Here is a 23564-nt window from a genome sequence, read left to right as displayed (position 1 = left end):
TATGAAAGTTTTTAACAATAATGAAATACAAAGTCGTAGCCAATTGCAGCCGGGAGAGGTGGCACTGGTAGGTTCAGGTCCTGGTGATCCAGAATTATTAACACTAAAAGCATTCCGTTTTATTCAGCAAGCAGAAGTCGTTATTTATGACCGCCTAGTCAGTGATGAAATTATGGCGATGTTACCAGAAAAATGTGAAAAATATTACGTAGGTAAAGAGCAAGCGAAACATTGCGTTCCGCAAGATGGTATTAATCAAATGCTGGTCGACCAAGCCAAGTTAGGCAAACGAGTGCTTCGTTTAAAAGGTGGTGACCCATTCGTATTTGGCCGTGGCGGTGAAGAAGTAGAGGTACTTCTAGCAGCTGGTGTTAGCTGCCATGTAGCTCCAGGCATAACGTCTGCTTCTGGTTGCACAACTTACGCAGGTATCCCGTTAACGCACCGAGGTATTGCTCAAGGTTGTACCTTCATCACCGGTCATTTGCAAAATGACGGCCAACTGAACTTACCTTGGCAGAGTTTAGTCGCACAAACGCAAACCTTGGTATTTTATATGGGTATTAATACGTTGCCTGTTATTACTGAAGAACTCATAAAGCATGGCCGTGATGCCAATACTCCAGCAGCATTAATTCGCAAAGGTACCCGACCTGATCAGGAAGTTTATCGCGGCACCTTGGCGACGTTACCTGAAATGGTAGAGAAGTATAAAATTACTCCGCCAACACTTATTGTTATTGGTCATGTTGTTGATATTTTTGATGAAAAAAATGTGGCTACTAATGGGTATCTAGTCGCAGATAACTCGGAAAGCGAATCAAAAGAATCAAGTGGTGTGGCGTAATGAATAACAACGTACCGCGTGAACGTTTAAATAAAAATTTTCGCGCTTTAACTTGTAGTAAGTTTAGTAAATTTTGTATCAGTATTTTCGCTAGCTTGTCATTTTATGGCGCAGCGCAAGCTGCAGAAGATACAACTCCAACGGCACAAAAACTCTATGACCAGCACTGTCAGTCTTGTCATGGAATTAACCGTCTCGGAGGCATGGGCCCAGCTTTGTTCCCAGAAAACCTGTCTCGATTGAAAAAACGTCGTGCGCTGACTGTTATCAGACAGGGAAGACCGGCAACTCAGATGCCAGCCTTTGCCTCCACCCTTTCCGACAATGAAATCAATACACTTGCTGATTTCATTTATACGCCAGCCAAAATCAAACCACAGTGGGATTTAGCTGACGTAAAAGGTAGTCATATCGTTAATCACTTGCCAGGCTCGTTAGGTGATAAGCCGGTATTTGATGCTGATCTAATGAATTTATTTATTGTTGTCGAGTTAGCAGATCATTCTGCAACTTTACTAAACGGAGATACCTTCGAACCAATTACTCGATTTAAAACTCGCTTTGCACTGCACGGCGGCCCAAAGTATTCGCCTGATGGCCGCTACGTTTACTTTGCATCACGTGATGGCTGGGTAACCAAATACGATATTTATAACCTTAAAGTAATTGCAGAAGTTCGTGCAGGTATCAATACCCGTAATTTAGCAATTTCTTCAGATGGTAAATATGCGATTGTGGGTAACTACCTGCCACATAACATTGTCATTCTTGATACTGAAACTTTAGAGCCAATCAAAATGGTTGATGCGATAGACAAAAATGGCGTTAGCTCTCGTGTAAGTGCTGTTTATAACGCTCCACCTAGGCATAGCTTTATCGTTGCCTTAAAAGACGTTAAAGAAGTTTGGGAAATACCATATAGCGATAAAGGTGGTGTTGAGGTACTTAAGGGCTGGGCGCATGATCACCGTAAAGATGTAGGTGAAGGTGCAGTTGAAAATTGGAAAGCAGCAGACGCTTTCCCAATTAGGCGCATTACTACAGAAGACTACTTAGACGACTTCTTCTTCGATCCAGATTACATCAATTTAATTGGTGCCTCTCGTGACAGCCAAAATGGTCAGGTGATTAATTTGGATGCCCGCAAAAAAGTTGCGACCATCGATATGGAAGGCATGCCACACTTAGGTTCAGGTATTACGTGGGATTACAAGGGTCGTCAAGTATTGGCCTCGCCAAATATCAAAGATGGTTTAGTTTCGGTTATTGATATGGAGTCTTGGGAAGTTATTAAAGAAATCAAAACCGAAGGTCCTGGTTTCTTTATGCGCAGCCATAGCAAGTCACCGTATGCGTGGGTGGATGTGTTCTTTGGCCCAAACAAAGAAAAGGTTCACATCATTGATAAGTCGACCTTAGAGATAGTTAAGACGCTCGCACCTGCAAAGGGGAAAACAGCAGCTCACGTTGAATTTACTAAAGACGGTAAATATGTATTGCTAAGTATCTGGGACGAAGATGGTGCGGTAATCGTTTATGACGCAAATACCTTTGAAGAAATCAAACGACTGCCAATGAAAAAACCATCTGGTAAGTATAACGTTTATAACAAGATCAACTACGAACGTGGTACTAGTCACTAGCTTTTAACGAGTTCACACCGTCAATAGGCTGGGTAAAACTTACTCAGCCTAAGCTGCTTTGCTATTAAACACTAACCTCACTAACCATGCCTAAATTTATACTGGCTAAACCGGCAAGTAATTTGCGATAATAGGTCTGTTTTAAACCTTATCTAGCAAAACATCATGTCTGACTCTGTAAATCAACAACTTATCGATAACATTTCTATTATCTTGAAAAAATCTTTATCTGCGGACGCGACCTTAGCGGCGCTTCGAGAAGAGAAAAAAGCAGGTTTTGCGGCAATATTCAAAAATGATGCGGGCTTTAACTGCAGTGCGAATACATTTCAACCCTATGTAGAAGAAGTTGCCGACGACTTGCTTAAATGGCAGCAATCTCAGAGCCAAAAACTCCTTGTAGAGTTAGTCAAAAAAATAGAACAGTTATTTACTGTACTTAGTAACTTTGAAAAAAGTTACGTTGAGTAACCTGCATTTAATCAATAAAAAAGGCAGCTAAGCTGCCTTTTTTATTTCACGACTTGTCTTTTTTGCTACTTTTCTTTTACTAGATGTTCTTTCATCGTTTGATTAAACCACTTCTCTAACATCACCTTTTCATACCCTAAGCTTTCGGTACTCGTGCGTGTTCTAATGTTATTTAAAAAATTCATATCTTTTAACTCAACATTTTCTGCCATAAGCACTTGGTTATTCGCATCAAGTAATTGATAGTCAAAGTCCATTCTAGGGAAGAACAGTTGACGAACAATGCGTATCGGCTGCGTACGACCAAATTCAACATTACCGGCTAAATCAACGTCCGTTACATTTAACTTTAGTTGATAGCCTTCTGGCAACTTACCTGCAAGCTCAGTAAAAAACTCTTCGAATTCCTCAAATGTTTTTTCATGAAAGCGCTTTTTGGATTGGTTCGCTGGACGGATATCACGATAATCATCAGGGTTGGTCCAATTAACCTCTGCATTACCTGCATATGCAGCAGTAGCGAACACTAACGACAATGATGTGAATAATTTTAATAGCTTATTTAATTTCATAATATGCACTCCTGTTAGCTATTTCTTTTCAATAACTTGAGTAAACTCTTTTTTAAACCACTCTGTTAGCATTTTCTTTTCATGAGGAAATGCTTCATTTCTCATTCTGCTATTAGAATTTAGTAAAAAATTAGTACCTTTTACCTGAACGTCTTCACTCGCTACAAGTTGTCCACTTTTATCAAGCAATTTATATTTAAATGCCATGTTTGGATAGTACATGTCTTTTACTACTCGAATTTGCTGACCTTTAACAAGTTGAATTCGACCAGCTAAGTCTACATTGGTCACATCAATCGACATTTTATAGTCGTGTGGTAAGCTTTGACTTAATTCATTCAAGTGTTTACTGATCTCTTTATAAAATCGCTGCTGAAAAGAAGCTCGAGTCTCTGTTACAGAGCGTAGATCTCGATACTTATCTGCATCAGACCAACTAATATCAACAGGCATAGCATTAACTTGGCCTAGCGCAAGAAACGATAGCAAGACTGCTGCAATTGAGGTATGTGTTTTCATCGCCTTCTCTCCTATTTAATTTCAAACCCTTCCAGTTTCGACCAATAAAAAAGCCGCTAGTTCAGCGGCTTTTATTTTTCTACTCTTCTTGCTCTCTTGGCGCAAAGGTAAAGGCAAACCACTCATCTATCATCTGTTTTTCATAGCCAAAAACGGTATCTTTGTAGCTGTCTTTTGCCGTTTGAATAAAGTCAGGTTTTTTCAAGTTTACACCACCTGCTTTTATTACACTTCCTGCGGCATCAAACAACTTATAAGTAAACTTTATTCTCGGAAAATATTTAGCCGAGATAAAACGCTTACGGCGCGTTTTACTTTCAGTATTTACATAACCAGCTAAATCTATATCTCTAACGACAATTTTCATAACCTGGTCGTTTGGCAACTCTGTCACCAAATCATTAAACGTTTGTTCTAATTCTGCAAAAACGTTTTCTCGAAATTTTTCTCGTGCATTTCCACCTGGGTGTAGGTCACGATAACTGTCTGGCTCTAGCCACTCAATTTCCACTGTTGCTGCTTGTGCTAAACTTCCGTAATTAACAAAAGTAGTAAATAGCAACGCTGTAAAAATATTTCTAATTAATTTCATCATATTTATAAATAAAAAACTGATCTAAAATGTTAACCAGCGTTAAAAAATTGTGAAACGATCGCGTTCACAATATGACTAGTTCGTTGCTCGCGCTTTTCTGCGGTAAGTTCATCATGCACAAAGCCTTGAACCGCACCACGCCATACTCTTTGCTTTGTAGCAGTATCTTCAATATAGATAAGAAAACTACCTTTTTCCATGTTTTCAGTTACATGCAACCCTGGTGAGATACCAAACTTTTCGCTAAGAAGCTGATCGCTTACGTCTTTCTCTAGCGCAATTGCAAACCCTACTTCGAAATCGCCTTTGCCAGAGTCTGCAATTTGGTAACCTGCATCGATTAGTTGCTGTTTAATGTTTTGTTCGTATAACGAGTATATTCCTTGCACTTGTGAATTAGAGAAAGTTGAGCTTTCAATAAACTTGGGCAAGATTGTGAACGTACTTCCCTTACTATAGCTGGTAGGCTTATCGCGAACACTCGATATCGATAACTGAGACTCTCGATTAGCCTCTGTAACTGGCATTTGTACACAGCCAGCCAATATCATAATCAATAGTGTCGAAACTGCTAACTTTAACTTCTTCATCCTATCTTCCTGATAACGTAATCGTTACAACTGAATAAGTAAGTCAATTGTACTAATAACTATTGGATAATACACATAATTTTTGCAACATTATGTACAGAATTCAGGAAAAACAGATTCACGATAAATAATGTGTAGAAGGTAAGGTGATTTTTTGAATAATCTATTTATTTTCAGATTCCATTAAATAAAAAAGCCAGCAAATGCTGGCTTTTCTTAACTTAGATATATGCAAATATTACACTGAGAAAGTAATTTAATTCGAAGCGTTTTAAGGCTATAACGAAGTAAATCACTTAATCAAACAATACTACATCATACCAGGCATGCCACCCATACCACCCATGCCGCCCATATCAGGCATTGCAGGTGCAGCAGATGCGTCTGCTGGCTTGTCTGTGATCATCGCTTCTGTAGTAAGCATTAAGCCTGCCACTGACGCTGCAAATTGTAACGCGCTACGAGTCACTTTAGTTGGGTCAAGAATACCCATTTCAAGCATGTCACCGTACGTGCTGTTACCAGCATTGTAACCGTAGTTAGCTTCACCGTTACGTACTTCGTTAAGTACTACTGACGCTTCATCACCTGAGTTAGTCGCGATTTGACGTAAAGGTGCTTCCATTGCACGAATCGCAACATTAATACCGTGAGTTTGGTCTTCGTTAACACCTTCAAGGCTCTTAATCGCGGCAGCCGCGCGAACTAATGCTACACCACCACCGGCAACAACACCTTCTTCAACCGCTGCGCGAGTTGCATGTAATGCATCTTCTACACGGTCTTTTTTCTCTTTCATTTCAACTTCTGTTGCGGCGCCAATTTTGATTACTGCAACACCGCCAGCTAATTTAGCTAAACGTTCTTGAAGTTTTTCTTTATCGTAGTCTGAAGATGTTTCTTCAATTTGACCACGAATTTGCGAAACACGTGCTTGAATGTCAGCTTCTTCACCGATACCGTCGATAATAGTTGTATTGTCTTTAGAGATAACAACACGTTTCGCTTGACCTAAATCTTCTAAAGTCGCTTTCTCTAATTCCATACCGATTTCTTCAGAAATCACAGTACCAGCAGTTAGGGTAGCGATATCTTGTAACATTGCTTTGCGACGGTCACCGAAACCAGGTGCTTTTACAGCAGCAACTTTCACGATACCACGCATGTTGTTAACTACTAATGTTGCAAGTGCTTCACCTTCAACATCTTCAGCAATGATAAGTAATGGCTTACCTGCTTTAGCTACACCTTCTAAAGTTGTTAGAAGTTCACGGATGTTCGATACTTTCTTGTCTACAAGCAAAATGAATGGATTTTCTAATTCAACCGTACCGTTTTCTTGATTAGTCATGAAGTATGGTGATAAGTAACCACGGTCAAACTGCATACCTTCAACTACGTCTAATTCGTCTGTTAACGCTTGGCCTTCTTCAACAGTAATAACACCTTCAGTACCAACACGCTCCATTGCTGTTGCGATGATTTGACCTACAGTTTCGTCAGAGTTAGCCGAGATAGTACCAACTTGCTCAATTGCTTTTGTATCTGAACATTCTTGTGATAAACCCTTAAGCTCTTCAACAGCAGCAACTACTGCTTTGTCGATACCACGCTTAAGATCCATTGGGTTCATGCCCGCGGCAATTGATTTTAAACCTTCATTTACGATAGCTTGTGCTAAAACTGTTGCAGTAGTTGTACCGTCACCTGCTTCGTCATTGGCTTTAGAAGCAACTTCTTTGACCATTTGTGCGCCCATGTTTTCAAACTTGTCTTCAAGTTCGATTTCTTTCGCTACTGAAACACCATCTTTAGTGATAGCTGGGCCACCGAATGATTTATCTAACACTACGTTACGACCTTTAGGGCCTAATGTTACTTTTACTGCGTCAGCTAAAATGTTCACACCTTGAAGCATTTTTACGCGAGCATCATTTCCGAATAAAACGTCTTTTGCCATTGTTCTAAATTCCTATATTCTTTACATAGCACCGCTAAAAAGCCATGCGATTAAATTGATTTAAATACTAATTATTCAACGATTGCTAAAATGTCAGCTTCCGAAAGGATCAGTACTTCTTCACCGTCGATTTTTTCAGTTTTAACGCCGTAACCTTCGTTAAAGATAACTTGGTCACCAACTTTCACGTCTAATGCGCGAACTTCACCGTTTTCTAAAATACGGCCGTTACCTACTGCGACAACTTCACCACGAGTTGATTTCTCAGCAGCGCTACCCGTTAAAACGATACCGCCAGCAGATTTCGACTCTACTTCTTTACGCTTGATGATTACGCGATCGTGTAATGGACGAATGCTCATTGATTTCTCTCCTGAGAATATTGTTTAGTTAAAAATAGTTTGAAGATTAGATAAGGTCGTAATTTTTGTTTACAACCCTACTAATAAAAAAATTTTAGTCTTTACGCTCAAATTCGCCATCAATAGTTTTTCCTTGATGAACGTGGTGCTTAGCTTCTTCATAGCTATCAACGTGCTCTTCTTGGCTAAATGACTGAGCACTATAACTGAACCCCGATGCTCCAACGGTTTGAACAGACAAATGCTGTTGCACGCTTTTTACCAACGCCAAACGAACTTGCGGCACTAATAACGACAAGCCAAATGCATCAGTTACAAAACCGGGCGTTACGAGTAACACACCTGCAACTAATAACAGTAAACCAGCAACTATCTCTTCTGAAGGCGCTTCACCTTGGGCCATTTTGGTTTGTAGGTTCTGTACTGTCGCGATGCCTTGCGCTTTTACATTTTTTGCGCCTAGCCAAGCTGTTATCACAACAATAGCAACTGTTGGCCAAGCGCCAATTAACGAACCTACCTGCATTAAAACAGCGATTTCAATAATAGGAATAACAACAAACAGCAAAAATAAAATGCGAAACATAACTTAACTCTTCAAAATTTATTGAAACTAATATGGGGGTTGTCGGGTCATTTTCAACCACAAGACAATTGCCAGTGCATTCTGGCCAGCAAAATGTTAAAAGTAGCCCATTATTGTACAAACTGCTGAAGAACTATGTTTCAAGTTGTATTGTGTACTTGCCCTAATAAAATATTGGCAGAAGAAATTGCAAAGGTGTTAGTAAGCGAGCAGTTAGCCGCTTGCGTAAATATAATGCCAGGCGTAACGTCTATCTACCAATGGCAAGGAAAGATTGAACAAGATGAAGAAGTAATGTTGCTGATCAAAACGTCAGCCAATTTGTTTGGTAAACTTTCAAACAAAATTAAGCAACTTCATTCTTATGATGTGCCGGAAATTGTCGCTTTGGATATCCAGCAAGGTGATGAAGGTTATTTAGACTGGATTACAGGTTCGTTGAAGTAATTTATGAAACAGTTTTCTTTACTATTGGTCGCTTGGTTAGCAATCACATTATTTACCCCGTTGACACTGGCTCAAAATAGTCTTTTTGATACATCGTCGTCCAGCTTATTCAGTAATGACGATGAATTTCTAAAGGTTGATGAAGCATTTGTTTTTGATTTTCACCAAAACAATGACAAGTTGCAGGTAAGCTTTAATGTCAAAGATGGCTACTACTTATATCGTCACCAATTCAAAATAACCGCAGAAAACGCAACCATCGATGAAGTTGTTCTACCCCAGGGAATTGAACATGAAGATGAATTTTTTGGTGTACAGCAAATATTCGACGAAGATGTTGAATTTACCATTCCAATTATAAGTACCAATGAGGGTGCAATTGTTAGTGTTCGTTATCAAGGCTGTGCTAAGAAAGGCTTATGTTATCCACCAACAACTAAAACAATTGAATTATTACCTGTTACCGCAAGAGATAATGCTAATGTATTAGCGGCATTAGAGGTTAGTGATACTGCACCTGAAGAAGCAACAGTTAGCAACGGAAGTGAACAATTTGAATTATTATCACTACTACAAAATGAAAGCTTACTTGTTACGTTAATCGCCTTCTTCACGGGTGGACTATTGTTATCGTTCACTCCCTGTGTATTTCCAATGTACCCCATTTTAACAGGTATAATCGTTGGACAAGGTGACAATCTATCGACTAAACGTGCATTTAGTTTGTCATTTTTCTATGTTCAAGGCATGGCGATTACTTATACTATTCTAGGGGTTGTCGTTGCATTAGCTGGCGCACAATTTCAAGCTATGTTTCAACACCCAGCCGTACTTATCGTATTGAGTGTTCTATTTATTTTCCTAGCACTTTCAATGTTTGGCATGTTTAACCTAGCATTACCTGCTAGTTGGCAAAGCAAGCTCAATGAAATGAGTAATAAGCAAGAAGGCGGTTCTTATACTGGCGTGCTATCTATGGGCGCAATTTCAGGATTAGTTGCATCACCATGTACTACGGCGCCATTAACTGGTGCGCTCATTTATATCTCTCAAACTGGTGATATTGTTTTAGGTGCAGCTGCACTTTATGCTTTAAGTATTGGTATGGGTTTGCCGTTATTAGTTTTGGGAAGCTCAGGCGGGAAACTGCTGCCGAAAGCTGGTAATTGGATGAACATTATCAAGAATGTTTTTGGCCTATTGCTACTCGCTGTACCAATTTTCTTGTTAGAACGCTTCTTGCCTACTGACATATCAAGTGTTTTATGGGCAATATTACTTCTCGGTAGTGCGACTTATTTCTATGTCGCTAACCAGTCTAGTAGCAAAAATTTCTGGTACGGTTTTAGATCACTAATTATCTTCTTAATGCTGTTTTATGGTGCTAACAAGCTTTACCAACTAACATTTCCAACACAAGTGGCAGTTCAACATGGCGCTGCCACTAGTAACCAAAAACACTTCACGAGAGTTGAGAGCTTAGCCGAATTGCAACAAACAATAGCGCAAGCTAATAAACAAGGTGAAACTGTGATGTTGGATCTATATGCTGACTGGTGCGTTGCTTGTAAAGAATTCGAAGAGTACACCTTTCCTACAGAACAGGTGCAGAAATCATTAGCTAACACTATGCTTGTGCAAATTGATTTAACTGACACAGGATCAGACAATTCCATTGAATTAATGGAACACTTTGATGTATTCGGCCTGCCTTCTATTCTGTTTTTCGATAAAAACGGGTTAGAAGTAAGCAATAAACGAGTGACCGGATTCATGGGCGCCGACGAGTTTGCGGCACACGTTACCAGCACATTCAAATAGTAACTTGCCTTTGTTTGTTACTTACAAGCAAAGGCATTGTTTTAAACGCAACAAACCTTAATTATCTCATTCGATAGGATTAATAGAATAAATATTATATATTGGCACTGATGAAGTATTTGAAGCAGTTATTGCTTGCTTATTTCAGAGCAGGCTTAGACGACAATAACCCAGACGAAACGTATCGCCGAAAGTACGTTGTAAACCTGTTTTCGTTTGTCGGTATGTCAATTACTTTTCTAATGGCTACAAATGCGGCTTTTATTGGAAACTGGCTGCTCTCATCAATATTGTATATCGCTAGTGCTGTATATTTGATTGGTTTTTACATGCAAAAAAAAACCAGCAATGTCGATTTATCATCAAATATCATACTCTATTCTCTAACAGCACTGATGATTTACCTTATTTATTCAGGTGGAACCAATAATACCGGTCCACTATGGATATTTATGGTCGCTCCTGTAGCGTTATTCCTTCACGGATTAAAGCGTGGCCTTGTCGATTTAAGCATATTCCTTATCATAATTTGTACGTTGCTATTTTTTCCTGACGGTCAGTTGCTCGCCACAAGTTACGACCCAGACTTTAAAACTCGACTAATTTATTCCTTTCTAACCGTTACTTTCTTATCTTCCTTTTATGAATATTCTCGAGAAAAATCACATAAAAGCACGTTAGAAATAAGTAAGGAATTTGAGCGCTTAGCAAATTATGATCCCCTGACTAAGTTATCGAATCGCCGTGATGCGTTATCAAAACTAGATTATGAATATCACCGCATGCTACGAACAAATCAGCCGCTAACTGTACTTTTATGTGATATCGACCATTTTAAAGCGATTAATGATACACACGGGCACGATGCGGGCGATCAGGTATTGATAAAACTTGCAGAACTGTTTAAGACACAAATTCGTGCACAAGATACCGTTGCCCGATGGGGAGGAGAAGAGTTTCTCTTTATTTTGCCACAAACGGATATTGCTCATGCTGATACATTTTCAGAAAAAATTCATGCTGCTATAAGAAAGTGTGAAGTGCCGTATCAGAATCAATCAATTTCCTGCACCACAAGTATTGGCATGTGCCAAATAGAAGAGAATACGTCAATTAATCAAGCATTGCATAGAGCGGACGAAGCGCTTTATGAAGCCAAAGCACAAGGAAGAAATCAGACAGCCCCAAAGGTTGCTTAACGAGTTACACCTGCCAATTGATCGGAGTTTTGCCTTGCTCTTCCAGCAACTGATTAGCTTTTGAAAAGTGACGACAACCTAAAAAGCCGCGATGCGCCGATAAAGGCGAAGGATGAGGTGCTTTTAAAACGATATGCTTGTTGGTATCAATAGACTTTCCTTTCTTTTGAGCGTGTGTTCCCCAAAGCATAAATACAATACCTTGACCGTGTTCACTAAGCATTTTAATTACATTATCGGTAAATGTTTCCCACCCTAAATGTTTATGAGAGTGCGCTTGCCCTTCTTCCACCGTTAATACAGTATTAAGTAAAAATACTCCTTGTTCTGCCCAAGAATGCAAGTAACCATGATTAGGTATTTTAAAGTCTTTAATATCATTGGCTAACTCTTTGTATATGTTAGCCAATGATGGTGGCGTTTTAACTTCGGGCTTCACTGAGAAGCATAAACCATGAGCTTGGTTAGCACCGTGATAAGGGTCCTGCCCTAGAATCACGACTTTAATTCGTTCAAATTCAGGCTCGTTAAAAGCACTAAAAACCTCTTCCTTGGGTGGATAAACGGTCACGCCTTCTGATCGTCTTGCGTCAACGTAATGGAGTGTTTCTTTAAGGTAATCTTGTTGCTTTTCTTCGGCGAGTAAATCTGACCAAGTTATCATAATTGACTATTAACCTATGTGGCGTCTTTTTTAACCTGTGTCTTCCAATAACCATCAAGAATCTTTTCGCTTATAAATTCATTGAGCTCTTTCTCAGGAACAGGCTTCGAGAAGTAATAACCTTGGATAATATCACAATCATTCATGGTCAAGCTTCGAAGTTGAGCACCACTCTCAACTCCCTCTGCAACCACAATCAGTCCTAAATTTTTCACCATAGCAATAGTCGACATAATAATTTGATAATCAGAATGATTTTCCAACATACCGAAAACAAAACTCTTATCTATTTTAATTACATCAACCGGCATTTTCTTTAAGTAAGCTAGTGAAGAATACCCTGTGCCAAAGTCATCAATAGCAAAGCTAAAGCCAATATTTTTCAGGCTATACATTACATTGATTGCCTTATCTATATCTGACACTAAGGTTTGCTCTGTAAGCTCTAGTTCGAAGTGCTTAGCAGGAATATTAAATCGACGCATAAGTTGGCGTAAATAATCGCTCAGGTGAGGATCTAGAAACTGCATCGCGGACAAATTTATCGCCACTCTAACATCCACCAAACCTTGTTCAATAAATTCAGCAGTTAATTCAAAGCACCTTCGCATTACCCAGTAGCCAAGTTCTATCATGTATTCTGAGTTTTCTAAAATAGGAATAAACTCATCTGGTGGTATCATCCCTCTATCAGGGTGCTCCCAGCGCAGTAAAGCTTCAAAACCTATTAATTTTTTATCTTTTGCAGCCAACTGAGGTTGCATTGCAATGCTAAATTGCTTCTTAAGAAGAGCTTGTCGTACTTCACCTTCTAGCTCAACTCGTTTCGCAACTCGCTTAAACATATCAGGGTGATAAACATGGTACTGAGATCCACCATTATTCTTTGCTTCATACATAGCAATATCAGCAAAACTAACCAAGTCATCGGCACGATGCGTTTCATCATCACTAAACACAACCCCAATACTTGTTGAAACATAAAAAATGCTTGAACCTATTTTTATGGGCGCTTTAAAGCGATTTAAAATATCTTCCGCAACAACTAACGCATCACCCACCGAGTGAATTTGATTCAGCACGACAACAAATTCATCACCACCAAATCGACAAGCAAGATCACTCTTTTTAATACTTGTTCTTACACGGTTGGCTGCTTCTTCAAGTAAACGATCTCCTTCACCGTGTCCATGGCTATCATTTACCTTCTTAAAATCATCTAAATCTAGAAATAGTACGCCGATACCACCAGACATTCTGTGTAAATTGGCGACTAACTTTTGTAATTGGTGATTAAGCATGTTGCGATTAGGTAGACCTGTTAATAAGTCATACATCGCAATGTTTTCTAGCTCTTTTGTTTTTTGTTCTACTTCAATATTGAGTTGCTCTAGCTCAAAGCTAAGTTCTTGTGCTGAATTAGCTAAAATATCGAGCTCATCAACAAAGAAGCTTCGCCTTGTCAGCGGCACCTTACGAAACTCAACAAACTCTTTTTGTGCCAGCAAAGGAAGTGCATTTGCTAAGTTTATGAGTCGGCGAGTAAACGGGCTAGTAATGAAAAAGACCAATAGCGCCAGTGCTACGAAAATCAGCAACTCAGTAATTAGAAAATATCGACGGTAGCTTTCGTTTTTCTCTTTAAATTCACTAACATTGTCGATCAACACTAAGAAGTAATTGCGTTTATCCGTAGTAGCCAGTGGTACCAAGTTCATCAAAAAATAATCTTGCTCATTGGTCAGTTCCATCCCCTCTAACAATACTTCCTGTAATTCAACTTCGGGGTAGGATTGATTGAATAATGTGCTAGTGAGATCTTGGTCTGACATAGAGATAAATGATGCCTTATCCAAGTGCAGTTTATCTGCCACTGGCAAGCTGACTACAGCAACCTCACTTTCTAAGCTTTTATTTAATAAAAAGATTACGTCGATCAGTGATGCTGACATGGTAATAACCGCTATATTTCCATCACCGTTTATTACTGGAACACTCGTGTATAACTGGCAATCACTTTCACAATGAATAGCACTAAACGGCTCCTGAATTTTTAATACTTCACTGGCATGCTCTCGCACTAATCTTGGCGTAAAATCAGGAGAAAGCCATAAAGTTTGCAAGTTTTCGTCTACTAGCCAGAGTTTTTCAACATTTAAATGCAGTTGCAACGCATAAAACTGTTCCGCGATAGCATTGGTTAGTTTAGAAAAGTCTTGTTGTTCAGCAACTCCTACAATATCAGAAAAGGATTCAACCCAAATTCTTAACTGATTATCTAAGCTGTCTTTTTCTACGCCGAACTGATTGCTCCCCATGACTAATTTATCATGTTGAAATTGCTGAAATTCGGCTTGAAGTCGCCAAAGTGAAAGTGTCGAAAACCCTGCACTCATTAGTAAGAGCGTACCTAATATTAGGCTTAGCAGTTTTAAGGGAACGCTAACAAAGGTTTTCTTCATATTAGAACCAGTACATCAACTGTGCCGCCCACATTTGCCAGTGCTCTTCGTCGTTTATTGCCGCATTAGGCAAAACAACGGGCGTTAACCTAGCTGTACCTTCAACCCAGTGATGTTCTAGCTGTAAACGTAAGTTAGATGTAAAGTCTATTGAAACACCAAGCACAGCATCATGTTGATAACCAAAATAACTAGGAATAGTCCCAAAACTTGACTCTTCCAGTCCGCTACCATTTTTATCATCTTTATTTGCGAAAAACTTTTCATATCTCGCTAAGACTCTTATTTTCTCTTTCCATTGGTAGCGAGACTGAACAAAGAAACCTTGCCCCAAGTTATCTTGCTTAAAGTAAGGAGAATAAAAGCCAGTAAAAACAAATCGCTCTTGGAATGCTTCCCCACTAAACTCCCAATTCTCACCTTCATACAACGCATTTAAGATAAATCGTTGCAATGTTATATCGGCATCCAAAAAGCTATCATTTTTACCCATATCATAAGTAAAGTCTGAATCAAGACCGGCCCAGCCAAAGCGCCACTGACTGTCTTGAGGCTGCCAATAAATGCTAGCCTGATAATCAAGATCATGCTCCATATCACCCGTGGAGAGCTTACTTAAGATTATTTTCCGTTGTTTATCGGAAATAATTGAGGTGCCATAGCTTAGATTAAAATCAAAATCACCCCAGCCTTCTTTATTGTGTTTGAACGACAATGCAATGCCATCACCACCAACAGCAATATCTCTAAAACCATCAAAATATATCGACTGCGGCAATACAATACTTGGTCTAGCAAAAGGTACATCTCGCGTAGTTGAATAAAGCCAATGGTAATTCTTATACCGACCTATATAAATATTAAGTTGGCTTGATAGTGACTGATACGCAGACCAATCAATTAAGGCGTAATCAACACGAGCACCTTCCGCGTACCGATTACCGCCATTAAGATAAACCGCTTGGCCAGCAAGCCTTAAATTATCACTAATTTGATAAGATGAATTAATACCAACTTCTGTTAGCTCAAATGACAAGTCTTGATCATCATTAACGAAATCACTTCCACTTGCATCAATAATTCCCTGTGCAATGAAACCATGTATCTGCAGCTTACGGTCTTCTTCTACAGCAATGGCGACATTAGTAATTGCAAATCCGAACAATAAAGTAATGCTATAGACAGCACTGAAGAAAAAACTATTCCTTAATTTGAATGACATGCAAACCTCCTTCTTGCGTAATGCCTTCACCATAACCTATTGCTCCTGGCGTACTTTTTACTTCACTGATTAATGTTTCGTAATCAGGTACCACTATTGGTGCAGTGCCGACGCCAGAATAGGTCATTTTATTCCAAATGCGATCTAACTGATAAGGGAATATTTTGAGAACTTCTTTGCTAAACCTTTGATGCAGAGGATGTTTGCTTTTTAATACAAATACGACAATAGGTTGACCGTTAGGCCACTTGGTGACACGTTTGGAAAAAATTCTTCGAAGTTCAAGTTTAGACAGGCTTAACTGCTCAACCGAAGTATGAGTGACCGCTTGCACTTCTGCCGCATTTGTAGCGGAGGAATACAACAATAGGAACACGGCAAGGATAATAAATTTATTAATAACAACGTCCTTGTACACATCTATTTTGAGAGCAACAGGGGTCACGCTCAAAATATTGTTAAGCTTTTGTAATATTAACCATTTGTTTATCAAATAATTAATCTAGACCAACCACTCTAATTGTAGCCAAAGTTAGTGCAATGGCAAACTATTTTTATCCCCCCTAAGACATTAGACCAGTATTTTGCTGCTAAATTCGTCGATATGGCTATAATATGCAGCAAATTAAGATTAATTGTAGTTTTTTGTTACCCTGCGTTTGTTTTTTGACCTTAATATGTCAATATTAACGTATACAACAATTTTAACGACAAGATTAGAGATTATGACTGCAAAGTTTAACGTATTGGTTCTAAATGGCCCTAATTTAAATATGCTAGGTAAACGTGAACCTGAAATTTATGGTTCACAAACACTAGATAATTTACACACCGAATTGGTCAGCTTCGCTGCAACCAAGCAGGTCGCGTTAACTTGCTTTCAGTCAAATAGTGAATCTGTACTTATCGATCACATACATAATGCGTTCGAAAAGATTGACTTCATTATTATTAACCCAGCAGCGTTCACTCATACAAGTATCGCGCTACGTGATGCATTGTTAGCGGTAAACATACCATTTATTGAAGTGCACTTATCTAATGTGCATGCCCGTGAGCAATTCAGACATCATTCTTATTTGTCAGATAAGGCACAAGGTGTGATATGTGGTTTAGGAACGCAAGGCTATTTTTTCGCTCTTGATGCTGCCGTTACAGCATTAAGTTCATTTACCGAATAATCAACGACACAAAGGTGTTTACATGGATATTAGAAAAATCAAAAAACTGATCGAACTAGTAGAAGAATCAGGTATCAATGAAATTGAAATTTCAGAAGGCGAAGAATCAATTCGCATCAATAAAGGCACTGTAGTTGCAAGCGCTCCTATGATGCATGCTGCACCTATGGCTGCTGCACCAGCGCCAGTTGCAGCACCTGCAGCAGCGGCACTAGTAGCAGATACTGCTGCAGCTCCAGCACTTTCAGGTCACGTTGTACGCTCACCAATGGTAGGCACATTCTATTCAGCAGGTTCACCTGAAGCGCCGGCATTTGTTGAAGTAGGTCAACATGTAAATGCAGGTGATACATTATGTATTGTTGAAGCAATGAAAATGATGAACCAAATAGAAGCTGATAAGTCTGGTGTTATTAAAGAGATCTTAGCGCAAAACGAAGATGCTATCGAATTCGACCAACCGCTATTCATCATTGAATAAGCCCCAACATTAAGGGTAATTCCATGTTAGAAAAAGTAGTTATTGCTAACCGAGGAGAAATTGCACTACGTATCTTACGTGCGTGTAAAGAACTTGGTATCAAAACTGTTGCTGTGCACTCTACAGCCGACAGAAATTTAAAACACGTATTATTAGCTGATGAAACTATCTGTATAGGTAAACCACCTGCGACAGAAAGTTATTTAGATATTCCGCGCATTATTACTGCAGCAGAAGTAACAAATGCAACAGCCATTCACCCTGGTTACGGATTCTTAGCTGAAAATGCAGACTTTGCAGAACAAGTTGAGCAATCTGGCTTTACATTTATTGGCCCAAAAGCGGATAGCATTCGCATAATGGGTGATAAAGTTGAAGCAATCAAAGCCATGAAAGCTGCAGGCGTTCCTTGTGTTCCTGGCTCTGACGGTCCTTTAACAGAAGACGAAGATGCAAATTTAGCTCACGGACGTCGTATTGGCTACCCAGTGATCATTAAAGCTGCCGGTGGCGGTGGTGGTCGTGGTATGCGCGTAGTTCGTGACGAATCTGAGTTAATTGAATCAATTCAGTTAACTAAGACCGAAGCGCGTCAAGCATTTAACAATGACATGGTCTACATGGAAAAATTCCTAGAAAACCCACGTCATGTTGAGATTCAAGTAATTGCCGACGGCCAAGGTGGCGCAATTCATTTAGGTGAACGTGACTGTTCAATGCAGCGACGTCATCAAAAAGTGGTTGAAGAAGCACCTGCTCCAGGTATAACACCTGAAATGCGCGCTAAAATTGGCGAGCGTTGCTGTAATGCATGTCTAGAAATTAACTACCGCGGTGCAGGGACGTTTGAATTCTTATATGAAAATGGTGAATTCTATTTTATTGAAATGAATACCCGTATTCAGGTTGAACACCCAGTAACGGAAATGATCACTGGTGTTGATTTAATCAAAGAACAACTGCGTGTTGCAGCAGGTCAGCCTTTATCTTATACACAAGAAGATATTAAAATTAACGGCCATGCAATTGAATGTCGTATCAATGCCGAAGATCCACGTACATTTATACCTTCACCGGGTAAAATAACGCGTTTCCACCCCGCTGGTGGTATGGGGATTCGCTGGGATTCTCATATATATGCTGACTATTCGGTTCCGCCACATTACGATTCTATGGTAGGTAAATTGATTACTTACGGTGACAATCGTGACGTTGCTATTGCTCGTATGCGCAATGCGTTGAGTGAATTAGTAGTAGACGGTATAAAAACGAATATCGCATTACATCAAGATATTTTGAATGACCAAGGTTTTGTAAATGGTGGAGCAAACATTCACTATTTAGAGAAAAAGCTTGCCGAGCAAGAGTAGTTCACATTCAAACTTTAATAAAAACGCTAACCTCGGTTAGCGTTTTTTTATCTTTTAAGATTATCGTATAATAACTACGTTACAAGTTGTAGAGAACCTTTGATGACTGAACCATTAATCGAAAAACCCACCCCTCCCGCAGATGGAGAGTGTTGTGATAGTGCGTGCAATCCTTGTGTATGGGATAACTATTATTCAGAAATGCAAAAGTGGCGCCTCCAACAAGTCGCGCTAAAAACACAACAAGAATTGAAGTCAGAGAGCTAATTACTTTGCCATAAAGGTCAGTTTAGGCTGCGCCTCTTCTGATTTATCTATGCGTGTATCGCAATGAATAATTCGTTCATTCTCGATTGCAAACTTCTCAATCAAATGTTCCGTGAACTTTTCAAGTCGTTGTTGTCCTAATAATTTCAGTTTATGTTCAGCTTTTTTGTTTTCAGTACCCTCTGATACTTGAATTCCCTTAAGCTCCTCTGCTGTTGTAATTGGGCAGATGACTAATTGCGCATTCTCGCGCTCTTTAAGCACTGCGGCTAATTGTGTCGCATAGTCGAGCTGAGCACTTTCTAGTTCAATTTGTGCAGATAAATAATGTAAGTCTTCAATGGTCACTTCAAATAACGTATCACTTGCGAGCATGGCGACACTAATAATATTGGCATAAGGTAAAAACGTTTGAATAACATAGTTTTTAGCAGCTTCTTTAAGTGCTTTAGTGGTTATTATTGAAATCAAACCGCTAATACCTAAACTAGGTTGCTCAATATTTCCACTCAACGGGAAAGTAAGTTCAATATTTCCTTGCTTGTCAGTTAGTTGATTAATAGCCACGTTCAATGGTATTACTGAACTTCCTTTTTCTTTATCGCTGGCGTCAACACTTTCTTCTTCAGCAAGTTTCATCGCTTTTATTTCAGTGGTCACTTGACCTTTAATCTCTTGTGCAATCAAAGAAAAATCAAAATCTGCAGATAAAACACCTTGTGTAATTCGGTGATTAATAGCATCTACAACATATGGCGAATAAGGCGCAATATTTATTGACGATAGTTGCCCTTCTATAGCTAAGTCTTTATAAGGAGTAAAAGGATAAACGTCACCATGAATGGCTAAATTAGATCTTTTGTTCAACTGACCAGAAAATGAGAATGGGCTAGCCTGCTCGGGCCTAGACGAGTCCAGGTTGCTCATACTAAATTTAGTTAGCTTAACTCGCTGAGTCACTGGTGTACTCGGTGTGTGATCAAACAAAACTATATCAGGGTTACCTGTAACACTTATCTCATTAACGATAAAGTCGAACGACTGCGACTCTCCTTTTTCAACTTTGATCTCGGTTTCACTTAAAGGCTCTTCTTGTTCTAATTCTTCATCAAGCTTGGTTAGCACTAAATTTTCAGCAGCAACTTGACTACTTTTATAAATTGCGGCTTGTTTTAGGTTGAACAATACACTTTCCAGTGTAAGTACCTCGTTAGAGAACAGGAGATTGTCTACATTGATATCATTAAAAGCCAATAAAGGTGCTGGAGCTTCATCTTCAAGCACTAGTGTGACTAACCTTTCCCGCTGTGAAAGCACCCCGTCCTGTAAATTAATTCGAGATATGCTTGCTTCAATATCTGGCTGCCATGACAGAATGCCATTTTCTACCGAAGCTTTAGCCAGCTCTACTAATACATCGCCACTTTCAGGCTCTTGCCATTTGACAAGTTCTGTAACAAATCGCCAATTTATTTGCCCAGTTAATCTATTTGATGACTGCTCATAACTGAACGCCTTTGAATCAGCTTCTATTGATGCTGAATTAACAGAAAAATTACTAATTGATTGATGAATCGGAATAGCAGCTGTAAGCATCTGTGTGTTTATTGACACCTCAATACCTTCCGCCTGCCAAATTGACTGACGAGCATTGATTTTGCCTTTAAAGTTTACACTTGCACTACCACCTAACGAAAGCTCATCAGGAATCCATTGAGCGTAATCTGAAAATGTTAGTGTTGTGTGAAAGCTGTCTACATTGACAAAGAATTCGCTGCCTTTCTTAGACAATGATAGTTCTATATTCAGAGGTTGCGTGTTTAATAAACTGACTACCGAGAGCTTTGCTTGTGCTGCGTTATCAGTTAATAATACATCAGAAAGCGTTAAGCGTTTTAACTGCCAAATATGTTGTTTATCAGCTTGGAAAGTTAACTGTATATCTTCAACGTTTAACAGATTGGCGTTAAACTCTAGTGTGTTTTTTTCATTTGAAACAGTAATTTCATCATTATTGTTGGCGTTTGCAGAATCTATAGGCGACCAACCTGCAAACGACAGTGTTTCATCCAGCCATTCACTATCTATGCTCAATCCATGAATGTTGAAATCTTCAACTTGAACTTGCTCTGTAATCAAGTGCCAAAAGCTGATATCAATATTGAACTGATCAAGCGTTAAAAATGGTTTTCCGAGGTGCAACACTTGCAAATGTTCAAGACGTGTCGAAAAATAGAATGGGTTGATATAGATGTTTTCTATCTCAACGGCAAGCTGTTGTTTAACCAGTTGCTTATTAACAAAATACTTAACCGCTGGAGCACTAAAGAACATAATCCACAATAGTAACAATGTGATAAATGTGCTGCCGTAAACCCACTTTTTTTTCAATACCATCAATTTATACTCGCAAGAGGACTCAAAGACAATTCAACAAGTTCTAAGTTACTTACAACTACCTAAGCAAGTTCTATGACTTTCTTAACTAATTTACTAATGCCTTGTGCTGCTTGTGATATGTTTCCAGCAAGCATGTATGCAGGTGTACTGACCACTTTTCTCTGTTCATCAAAAACAAATTCCGATACAGGACAGTCAACATGCTCACCACCTAACGCATTAACACCTGCAGCTGTATCAACATCAGTACCTATTGTTGCTTTGGCACCTTGTCCATAAACCATCGGGATCATCGCTGGAGAAATACAAATATAACCCGCTGGTTTTCCTGCGTTTGCAAAAGCCTTACACGCATTTAAGACATCACTATTCATTGATGCATCAGCCCCTTTTACCGCAAAGTCACATAAATTCTTCGCAGCACCAAAACCACCGGGTAAAAGAAGTGCATCAAAATCATCAACATTAAGTTCAGTTACCGCTTTAATCTCACCACGAGCAATTCGCGCTGATTCCACTAGCACATTACGAGACTCCCCTTCTGAAACTTCACCAGTTAAATGATTAACAACGTGAAGTTGCGCTACATCGGGAGCAAAACATTGATAACTTGCTTGATTCTGCTCTACCGACAACATAGTGATTACCGCTTCATGTATTTCACTGCCATCAAAAACACCTGAACCAGAAAGAATAATTGCTACTTTTTTCATGAAATATCCTTAGTTTTCTTATCATTAAGCATACGCGGCAATTGCGCTAACAGAACAACCAATATAGAGAGCCACATTAGCATACTAAAAGGCTGTGCCGTTCCATTATAAAAATACGCGAGTATAGGACCAGCAAGCCCTCCAATACCAAAGCGCAATACTCCGATAACCGCTGTTGCAGTACCAGTTTGATGACTAAAATTTTGTAAAATTAGCGCATCAGCATTAACCGCAATCATAGAAATACTGCCCATTAATGGCAATATAGTTAATACGATATAAGTTAAAGGTAACTCTAGTGATGTCACGACCACCAGTAAGCTAGAGGTGATTACAGCGACAATAAGCCCGTATTTCAACATGCGCTTTGAGCCTTTGCGCACAACTAATTTTGAATTAATTAAATGAGCTGTCATCAGGGCAAAAACTGTTGCAGCAAACAGCAAACTAAATACAAACTCACTGACCCCAAACACCGTTAAATAGACAAATGGTACAGCAGTAATATAGGCAAAGAACGCCAATGACACCATCATAGAGGCGATTAAATCAAAGCGAGCACTTTTATTTGCAAAAACAGTTTTATAGCGTCCAAAGAAGCTGACGTGCTGAGTCGCTTTTAATTCGCCAGAATTTGGCAATAGTTTAGCCGTAAAAGTTAATACAGCAATCACATAGATAGTTAACACGACAAAGATAGCCTGCCAGCTATGTATCAGCAAAATAGCACTACCAATTGCTGGTGCAATCATAGGTGCTAGCATCATAATCATGCTGACATATGATAGCCCTTTGGCGGTATCTTTTTTATATAACTCTCGAATGGTCCCCGGCACAACAACCGTAGCAGCACTACTAATAAATGCTTGAAATAACCGAAGACCTGTAAAAGTTTCAATGTCACGTGCAAACAGCAAAGCAATAGTAGCCAAAATAAATCCACTTAGACCTATTATCACCAAATTCCGTCTAGGGTATTTGTCTGCAAGCGGCCCAAAAAATAACAGACCTAAGGCATAGCCAATTAAATATATACTTAAGGTATTCTGTACCGCAGGCATATTGGTCGATAAGTCGTCCGCTATCTGTGGCATCGCTGGTAAATACAGATCAATCGCTAGCGGTGATACCGCCATAATCGATGCGAGCAAAGGTAATAATATTTTTTTCGAGATTGTGTTTTGTATCACTT

At 39.2% G+C, this 23564-nt stretch carries 24 protein-coding genes; 10 read left to right on the top strand and 14 right to left on the bottom strand.

The features are described 5' to 3' along the window. The first annotated feature begins 1 nt into the window (after position 1). The 3 genes from cobA to HII17_RS09400 all read left to right on the top strand — a co-directional run bounded on the left by cobA (position 2) and on the right by HII17_RS09400 (position 2961). Complete coding sequence (gene cobA / locus HII17_RS09410; RefSeq protein ID WP_169075125.1) at positions 2-847, top strand: uroporphyrinogen-III C-methyltransferase; 846 nt, start codon at positions 2-4, stop codon at positions 845-847. Then, complete coding sequence (locus HII17_RS09405) at positions 847-2490, top strand: nitrite reductase (RefSeq protein WP_169075124.1); 1644 nt, start codon at positions 847-849, stop codon at positions 2488-2490. The genes cobA and HII17_RS09405 overlap by 1 nt, the downstream gene beginning before the upstream one ends. 165 nt (positions 2491-2655) lie before the next feature. Beyond that, positions 2656-2961, top strand: coding sequence for a hypothetical protein (locus HII17_RS09400; protein ID WP_169075123.1), 306 nt, complete (start codon positions 2656-2658; stop codon positions 2959-2961). Positions 2962-3026: 65 nt separating this feature from the next. Here the strand turns inward: HII17_RS09400 and HII17_RS09395 are convergent, their stop codons facing one another. The 7 genes from HII17_RS09395 to HII17_RS09365 form a co-directional block, all read right to left on the bottom strand. Continuing rightward, the gene (locus tag HII17_RS09395; protein WP_169075122.1) at positions 3027-3533 is read right to left on the bottom strand and encodes a DUF3016 domain-containing protein; all 507 of its coding nucleotides are present in this window, start codon (positions 3531-3533) and stop codon (positions 3027-3029) included. Between the two features lie 18 nt (positions 3534-3551). Then, on the bottom strand, positions 3552-4052 hold the full coding sequence (locus tag HII17_RS09390) for a DUF3016 domain-containing protein (RefSeq protein WP_169075121.1): 501 nt from the start codon (positions 4050-4052) through the stop codon (positions 3552-3554). Positions 4053-4131: 79 nt separating this feature from the next. Next, a complete protein-coding gene (locus HII17_RS09385) occupies positions 4132-4647 on the bottom strand; it encodes a DUF3016 domain-containing protein (protein WP_169075120.1) in 516 nt (171 codons plus the stop codon). Positions 4648-4676: 29 nt separating this feature from the next. Further along, positions 4677-5237 carry a DUF4136 domain-containing protein gene (locus HII17_RS09380; RefSeq protein WP_169075119.1) on the bottom strand — a complete coding sequence of 187 codons (561 nt, stop codon included), beginning with the start codon at positions 5235-5237 and terminating at the stop codon, positions 4677-4679. Positions 5238-5547: 310 nt separating this feature from the next. Next, positions 5548-7197, bottom strand: a complete 1650-nt coding sequence (groL, locus tag HII17_RS09375) for a chaperonin GroEL (protein WP_169075118.1) — start codon at positions 7195-7197, stop codon at positions 5548-5550. Positions 7198-7268: 71 nt separating this feature from the next. Beyond that, positions 7269-7559, bottom strand: coding sequence for a co-chaperone GroES (locus HII17_RS09370; RefSeq protein ID WP_169075117.1), 291 nt, complete (start codon positions 7557-7559; stop codon positions 7269-7271). A gap of 94 nt (positions 7560-7653) precedes the next feature. Next, a complete protein-coding gene (locus HII17_RS09365) occupies positions 7654-8145 on the bottom strand; it encodes an FxsA family protein (RefSeq protein ID WP_169075116.1) in 492 nt (163 codons plus the stop codon). Positions 8146-8280: 135 nt separating this feature from the next. On the opposite strand from HII17_RS09365, the gene cutA reads away from it, so the two are divergent. The 3 genes from cutA to HII17_RS09350 all read left to right on the top strand — a co-directional run bounded on the left by cutA (position 8281) and on the right by HII17_RS09350 (position 11612). Beyond that, a complete protein-coding gene (gene cutA, locus HII17_RS09360) occupies positions 8281-8592 on the top strand; it encodes a divalent-cation tolerance protein CutA (protein ID WP_169075115.1) in 312 nt (103 codons plus the stop codon). A 3-nt stretch (positions 8593-8595) separates the two neighbouring features. Next, complete coding sequence (locus HII17_RS09355; RefSeq protein ID WP_169075114.1) at positions 8596-10413, top strand: protein-disulfide reductase DsbD; 1818 nt, start codon at positions 8596-8598, stop codon at positions 10411-10413. A 110-nt stretch (positions 10414-10523) separates the two neighbouring features. After that, positions 10524-11612: a GGDEF domain-containing protein gene (locus HII17_RS09350; RefSeq protein ID WP_169075113.1), complete on the top strand. Its 1089-nt coding sequence runs from the start codon at positions 10524-10526 to the stop codon at positions 11610-11612. 4 nt (positions 11613-11616) lie between these two features. On the opposite strand, the gene ung is transcribed toward HII17_RS09350, so the two are convergent. The 4 genes from ung to HII17_RS09330 form a co-directional block, all read right to left on the bottom strand. Then, positions 11617-12276 carry a uracil-DNA glycosylase gene (ung, locus tag HII17_RS09345; RefSeq protein ID WP_169075112.1) on the bottom strand — a complete coding sequence of 220 codons (660 nt, stop codon included), beginning with the start codon at positions 12274-12276 and terminating at the stop codon, positions 11617-11619. A 14-nt stretch (positions 12277-12290) separates the two neighbouring features. Continuing rightward, positions 12291-14672 (bottom strand): EAL domain-containing protein, encoded by a 2382-nt coding sequence (locus HII17_RS09340; RefSeq protein WP_169075111.1) that lies wholly within the window; start codon positions 14670-14672, stop codon positions 12291-12293. 67 nt (positions 14673-14739) lie between these two features. After that, positions 14740-15960, bottom strand: a complete 1221-nt coding sequence (locus HII17_RS09335) for a hypothetical protein (protein ID WP_169075110.1) — start codon at positions 15958-15960, stop codon at positions 14740-14742. Next, entirely contained in the window at positions 15938-16327 is a 390-nt protein-coding gene (locus HII17_RS09330) for a hypothetical protein (RefSeq protein WP_169075109.1), read from the bottom strand. Before HII17_RS09330 ends, HII17_RS09335 begins: the two co-directional genes overlap by 23 nt. Positions 16328-16685: 358 nt before the next feature. Between HII17_RS09330 and aroQ the strand changes: the two genes are divergently transcribed. The 4 genes from aroQ to HII17_RS09310 all read left to right on the top strand — a co-directional run bounded on the left by aroQ (position 16686) and on the right by HII17_RS09310 (position 19259). Continuing rightward, a complete protein-coding gene (gene aroQ / locus HII17_RS09325) occupies positions 16686-17141 on the top strand; it encodes a type II 3-dehydroquinate dehydratase (RefSeq protein ID WP_169075108.1) in 456 nt (151 codons plus the stop codon). A gap of 22 nt (positions 17142-17163) precedes the next feature. Beyond that, positions 17164-17622, top strand: coding sequence for an acetyl-CoA carboxylase biotin carboxyl carrier protein (gene accB / locus HII17_RS09320; protein ID WP_169075107.1), 459 nt, complete (start codon positions 17164-17166; stop codon positions 17620-17622). A gap of 23 nt (positions 17623-17645) precedes the next feature. Then, the gene (accC, locus tag HII17_RS09315) at positions 17646-18992 is read left to right on the top strand and encodes an acetyl-CoA carboxylase biotin carboxylase subunit (RefSeq protein WP_169075106.1); all 1347 of its coding nucleotides are present in this window, start codon (positions 17646-17648) and stop codon (positions 18990-18992) included. Positions 18993-19094: 102 nt separating this feature from the next. Then, complete coding sequence (locus tag HII17_RS09310) at positions 19095-19259, top strand: oxidoreductase-like domain-containing protein (protein ID WP_169075105.1); 165 nt, start codon at positions 19095-19097, stop codon at positions 19257-19259. Here HII17_RS09310 and HII17_RS09305 read toward each other — a convergent pair whose 3' ends face one another. The 3 genes from HII17_RS09305 to HII17_RS09295 form a co-directional block, all read right to left on the bottom strand. Next, on the bottom strand, positions 19260-21656 hold the full coding sequence (locus HII17_RS09305) for a DUF748 domain-containing protein (protein ID WP_169075104.1): 2397 nt from the start codon (positions 21654-21656) through the stop codon (positions 19260-19262). It lies immediately after the preceding gene. A gap of 62 nt (positions 21657-21718) precedes the next feature. Next, positions 21719-22372 (bottom strand): isoprenoid biosynthesis glyoxalase ElbB, encoded by a 654-nt coding sequence (elbB, locus tag HII17_RS09300; RefSeq protein ID WP_169075103.1) that lies wholly within the window; start codon positions 22370-22372, stop codon positions 21719-21721. Continuing rightward, positions 22369-23562 carry a multidrug effflux MFS transporter gene (locus HII17_RS09295; RefSeq protein ID WP_328824508.1) on the bottom strand — a complete coding sequence of 398 codons (1194 nt, stop codon included), beginning with the start codon at positions 23560-23562 and terminating at the stop codon, positions 22369-22371. The genes elbB and HII17_RS09295 overlap by 4 nt, the downstream gene beginning before the upstream one ends. Between the last annotated feature and the right edge of the window lie 2 nt (positions 23563-23564).

The organism is Thalassotalea algicola (assembly GCF_012932965.1).
Classification (GTDB): Bacteria; Pseudomonadota; Gammaproteobacteria; order Enterobacterales; family Alteromonadaceae; genus Thalassotalea_F; species Thalassotalea_F algicola.
Note: the sequence above shows the minus strand (reverse complement) of the source record. Positions and strands in the feature narration are given on the sequence as shown.

Bases quoted from the DNA above. Each gene is read 5' to 3' on its own strand.
- aroQ (WP_169075108.1), top strand. From the start codon at position 16,686: ATGACTGCAAAGTTTAACGTATTGGTTCTAAATGGCCCTAATTTAAAT.
- HII17_RS09365 (WP_169075116.1), bottom strand. From the start codon at position 8,145: ATGTTTCGCATTTTATTTTTGCTGTTTGTTGTTATTCCTATTATTGAA.
- elbB (WP_169075103.1), bottom strand. From the start codon at position 22,372: ATGAAAAAAGTAGCAATTATTCTTTCTGGTTCAGGTGTTTTTGATGGC.
- HII17_RS09340 (WP_169075111.1), bottom strand. From the start codon at position 14,672: ATGAGTGCAGGGTTTTCGACACTTTCACTTTGGCGACTTCAAGCCGAA.
- HII17_RS09310 (WP_169075105.1), top strand. From the start codon at position 19,095: ATGACTGAACCATTAATCGAAAAACCCACCCCTCCCGCAGATGGAGAG.
- HII17_RS09390 (WP_169075121.1), bottom strand. From the start codon at position 4,052: ATGAAAACACATACCTCAATTGCAGCAGTCTTGCTATCGTTTCTTGCG.
- cobA (WP_169075125.1), top strand. From the start codon at position 2: ATGAAAGTTTTTAACAATAATGAAATACAAAGTCGTAGCCAATTGCAG.
- ung (WP_169075112.1), bottom strand. From the start codon at position 12,276: ATGATAACTTGGTCAGATTTACTCGCCGAAGAAAAGCAACAAGATTAC.
- HII17_RS09350 (WP_169075113.1), top strand. From the start codon at position 10,524: ATGAAGTATTTGAAGCAGTTATTGCTTGCTTATTTCAGAGCAGGCTTA.
- HII17_RS09395 (WP_169075122.1), bottom strand. From the start codon at position 3,533: ATGAAATTAAATAAGCTATTAAAATTATTCACATCATTGTCGTTAGTG.
- accC (WP_169075106.1), top strand. From the start codon at position 17,646: ATGTTAGAAAAAGTAGTTATTGCTAACCGAGGAGAAATTGCACTACGT.
- HII17_RS09370 (WP_169075117.1), bottom strand. From the start codon at position 7,559: ATGAGCATTCGTCCATTACACGATCGCGTAATCATCAAGCGTAAAGAA.
- HII17_RS09305 (WP_169075104.1), bottom strand. From the start codon at position 21,656: ATGGTATTGAAAAAAAAGTGGGTTTACGGCAGCACATTTATCACATTG.
- groL (WP_169075118.1), bottom strand. From the start codon at position 7,197: ATGGCAAAAGACGTTTTATTCGGAAATGATGCTCGCGTAAAAATGCTT.
- HII17_RS09355 (WP_169075114.1), top strand. From the start codon at position 8,596: ATGAAACAGTTTTCTTTACTATTGGTCGCTTGGTTAGCAATCACATTA.
- cutA (WP_169075115.1), top strand. From the start codon at position 8,281: ATGTTTCAAGTTGTATTGTGTACTTGCCCTAATAAAATATTGGCAGAA.
- HII17_RS09380 (WP_169075119.1), bottom strand. From the start codon at position 5,237: ATGAAGAAGTTAAAGTTAGCAGTTTCGACACTATTGATTATGATATTG.
- accB (WP_169075107.1), top strand. From the start codon at position 17,164: ATGGATATTAGAAAAATCAAAAAACTGATCGAACTAGTAGAAGAATCA.
- HII17_RS09405 (WP_169075124.1), top strand. From the start codon at position 847: ATGAATAACAACGTACCGCGTGAACGTTTAAATAAAAATTTTCGCGCT.
- HII17_RS09400 (WP_169075123.1), top strand. From the start codon at position 2,656: ATGTCTGACTCTGTAAATCAACAACTTATCGATAACATTTCTATTATC.
- HII17_RS09385 (WP_169075120.1), bottom strand. From the start codon at position 4,647: ATGATGAAATTAATTAGAAATATTTTTACAGCGTTGCTATTTACTACT.
- HII17_RS09335 (WP_169075110.1), bottom strand. From the start codon at position 15,960: ATGTCATTCAAATTAAGGAATAGTTTTTTCTTCAGTGCTGTCTATAGC.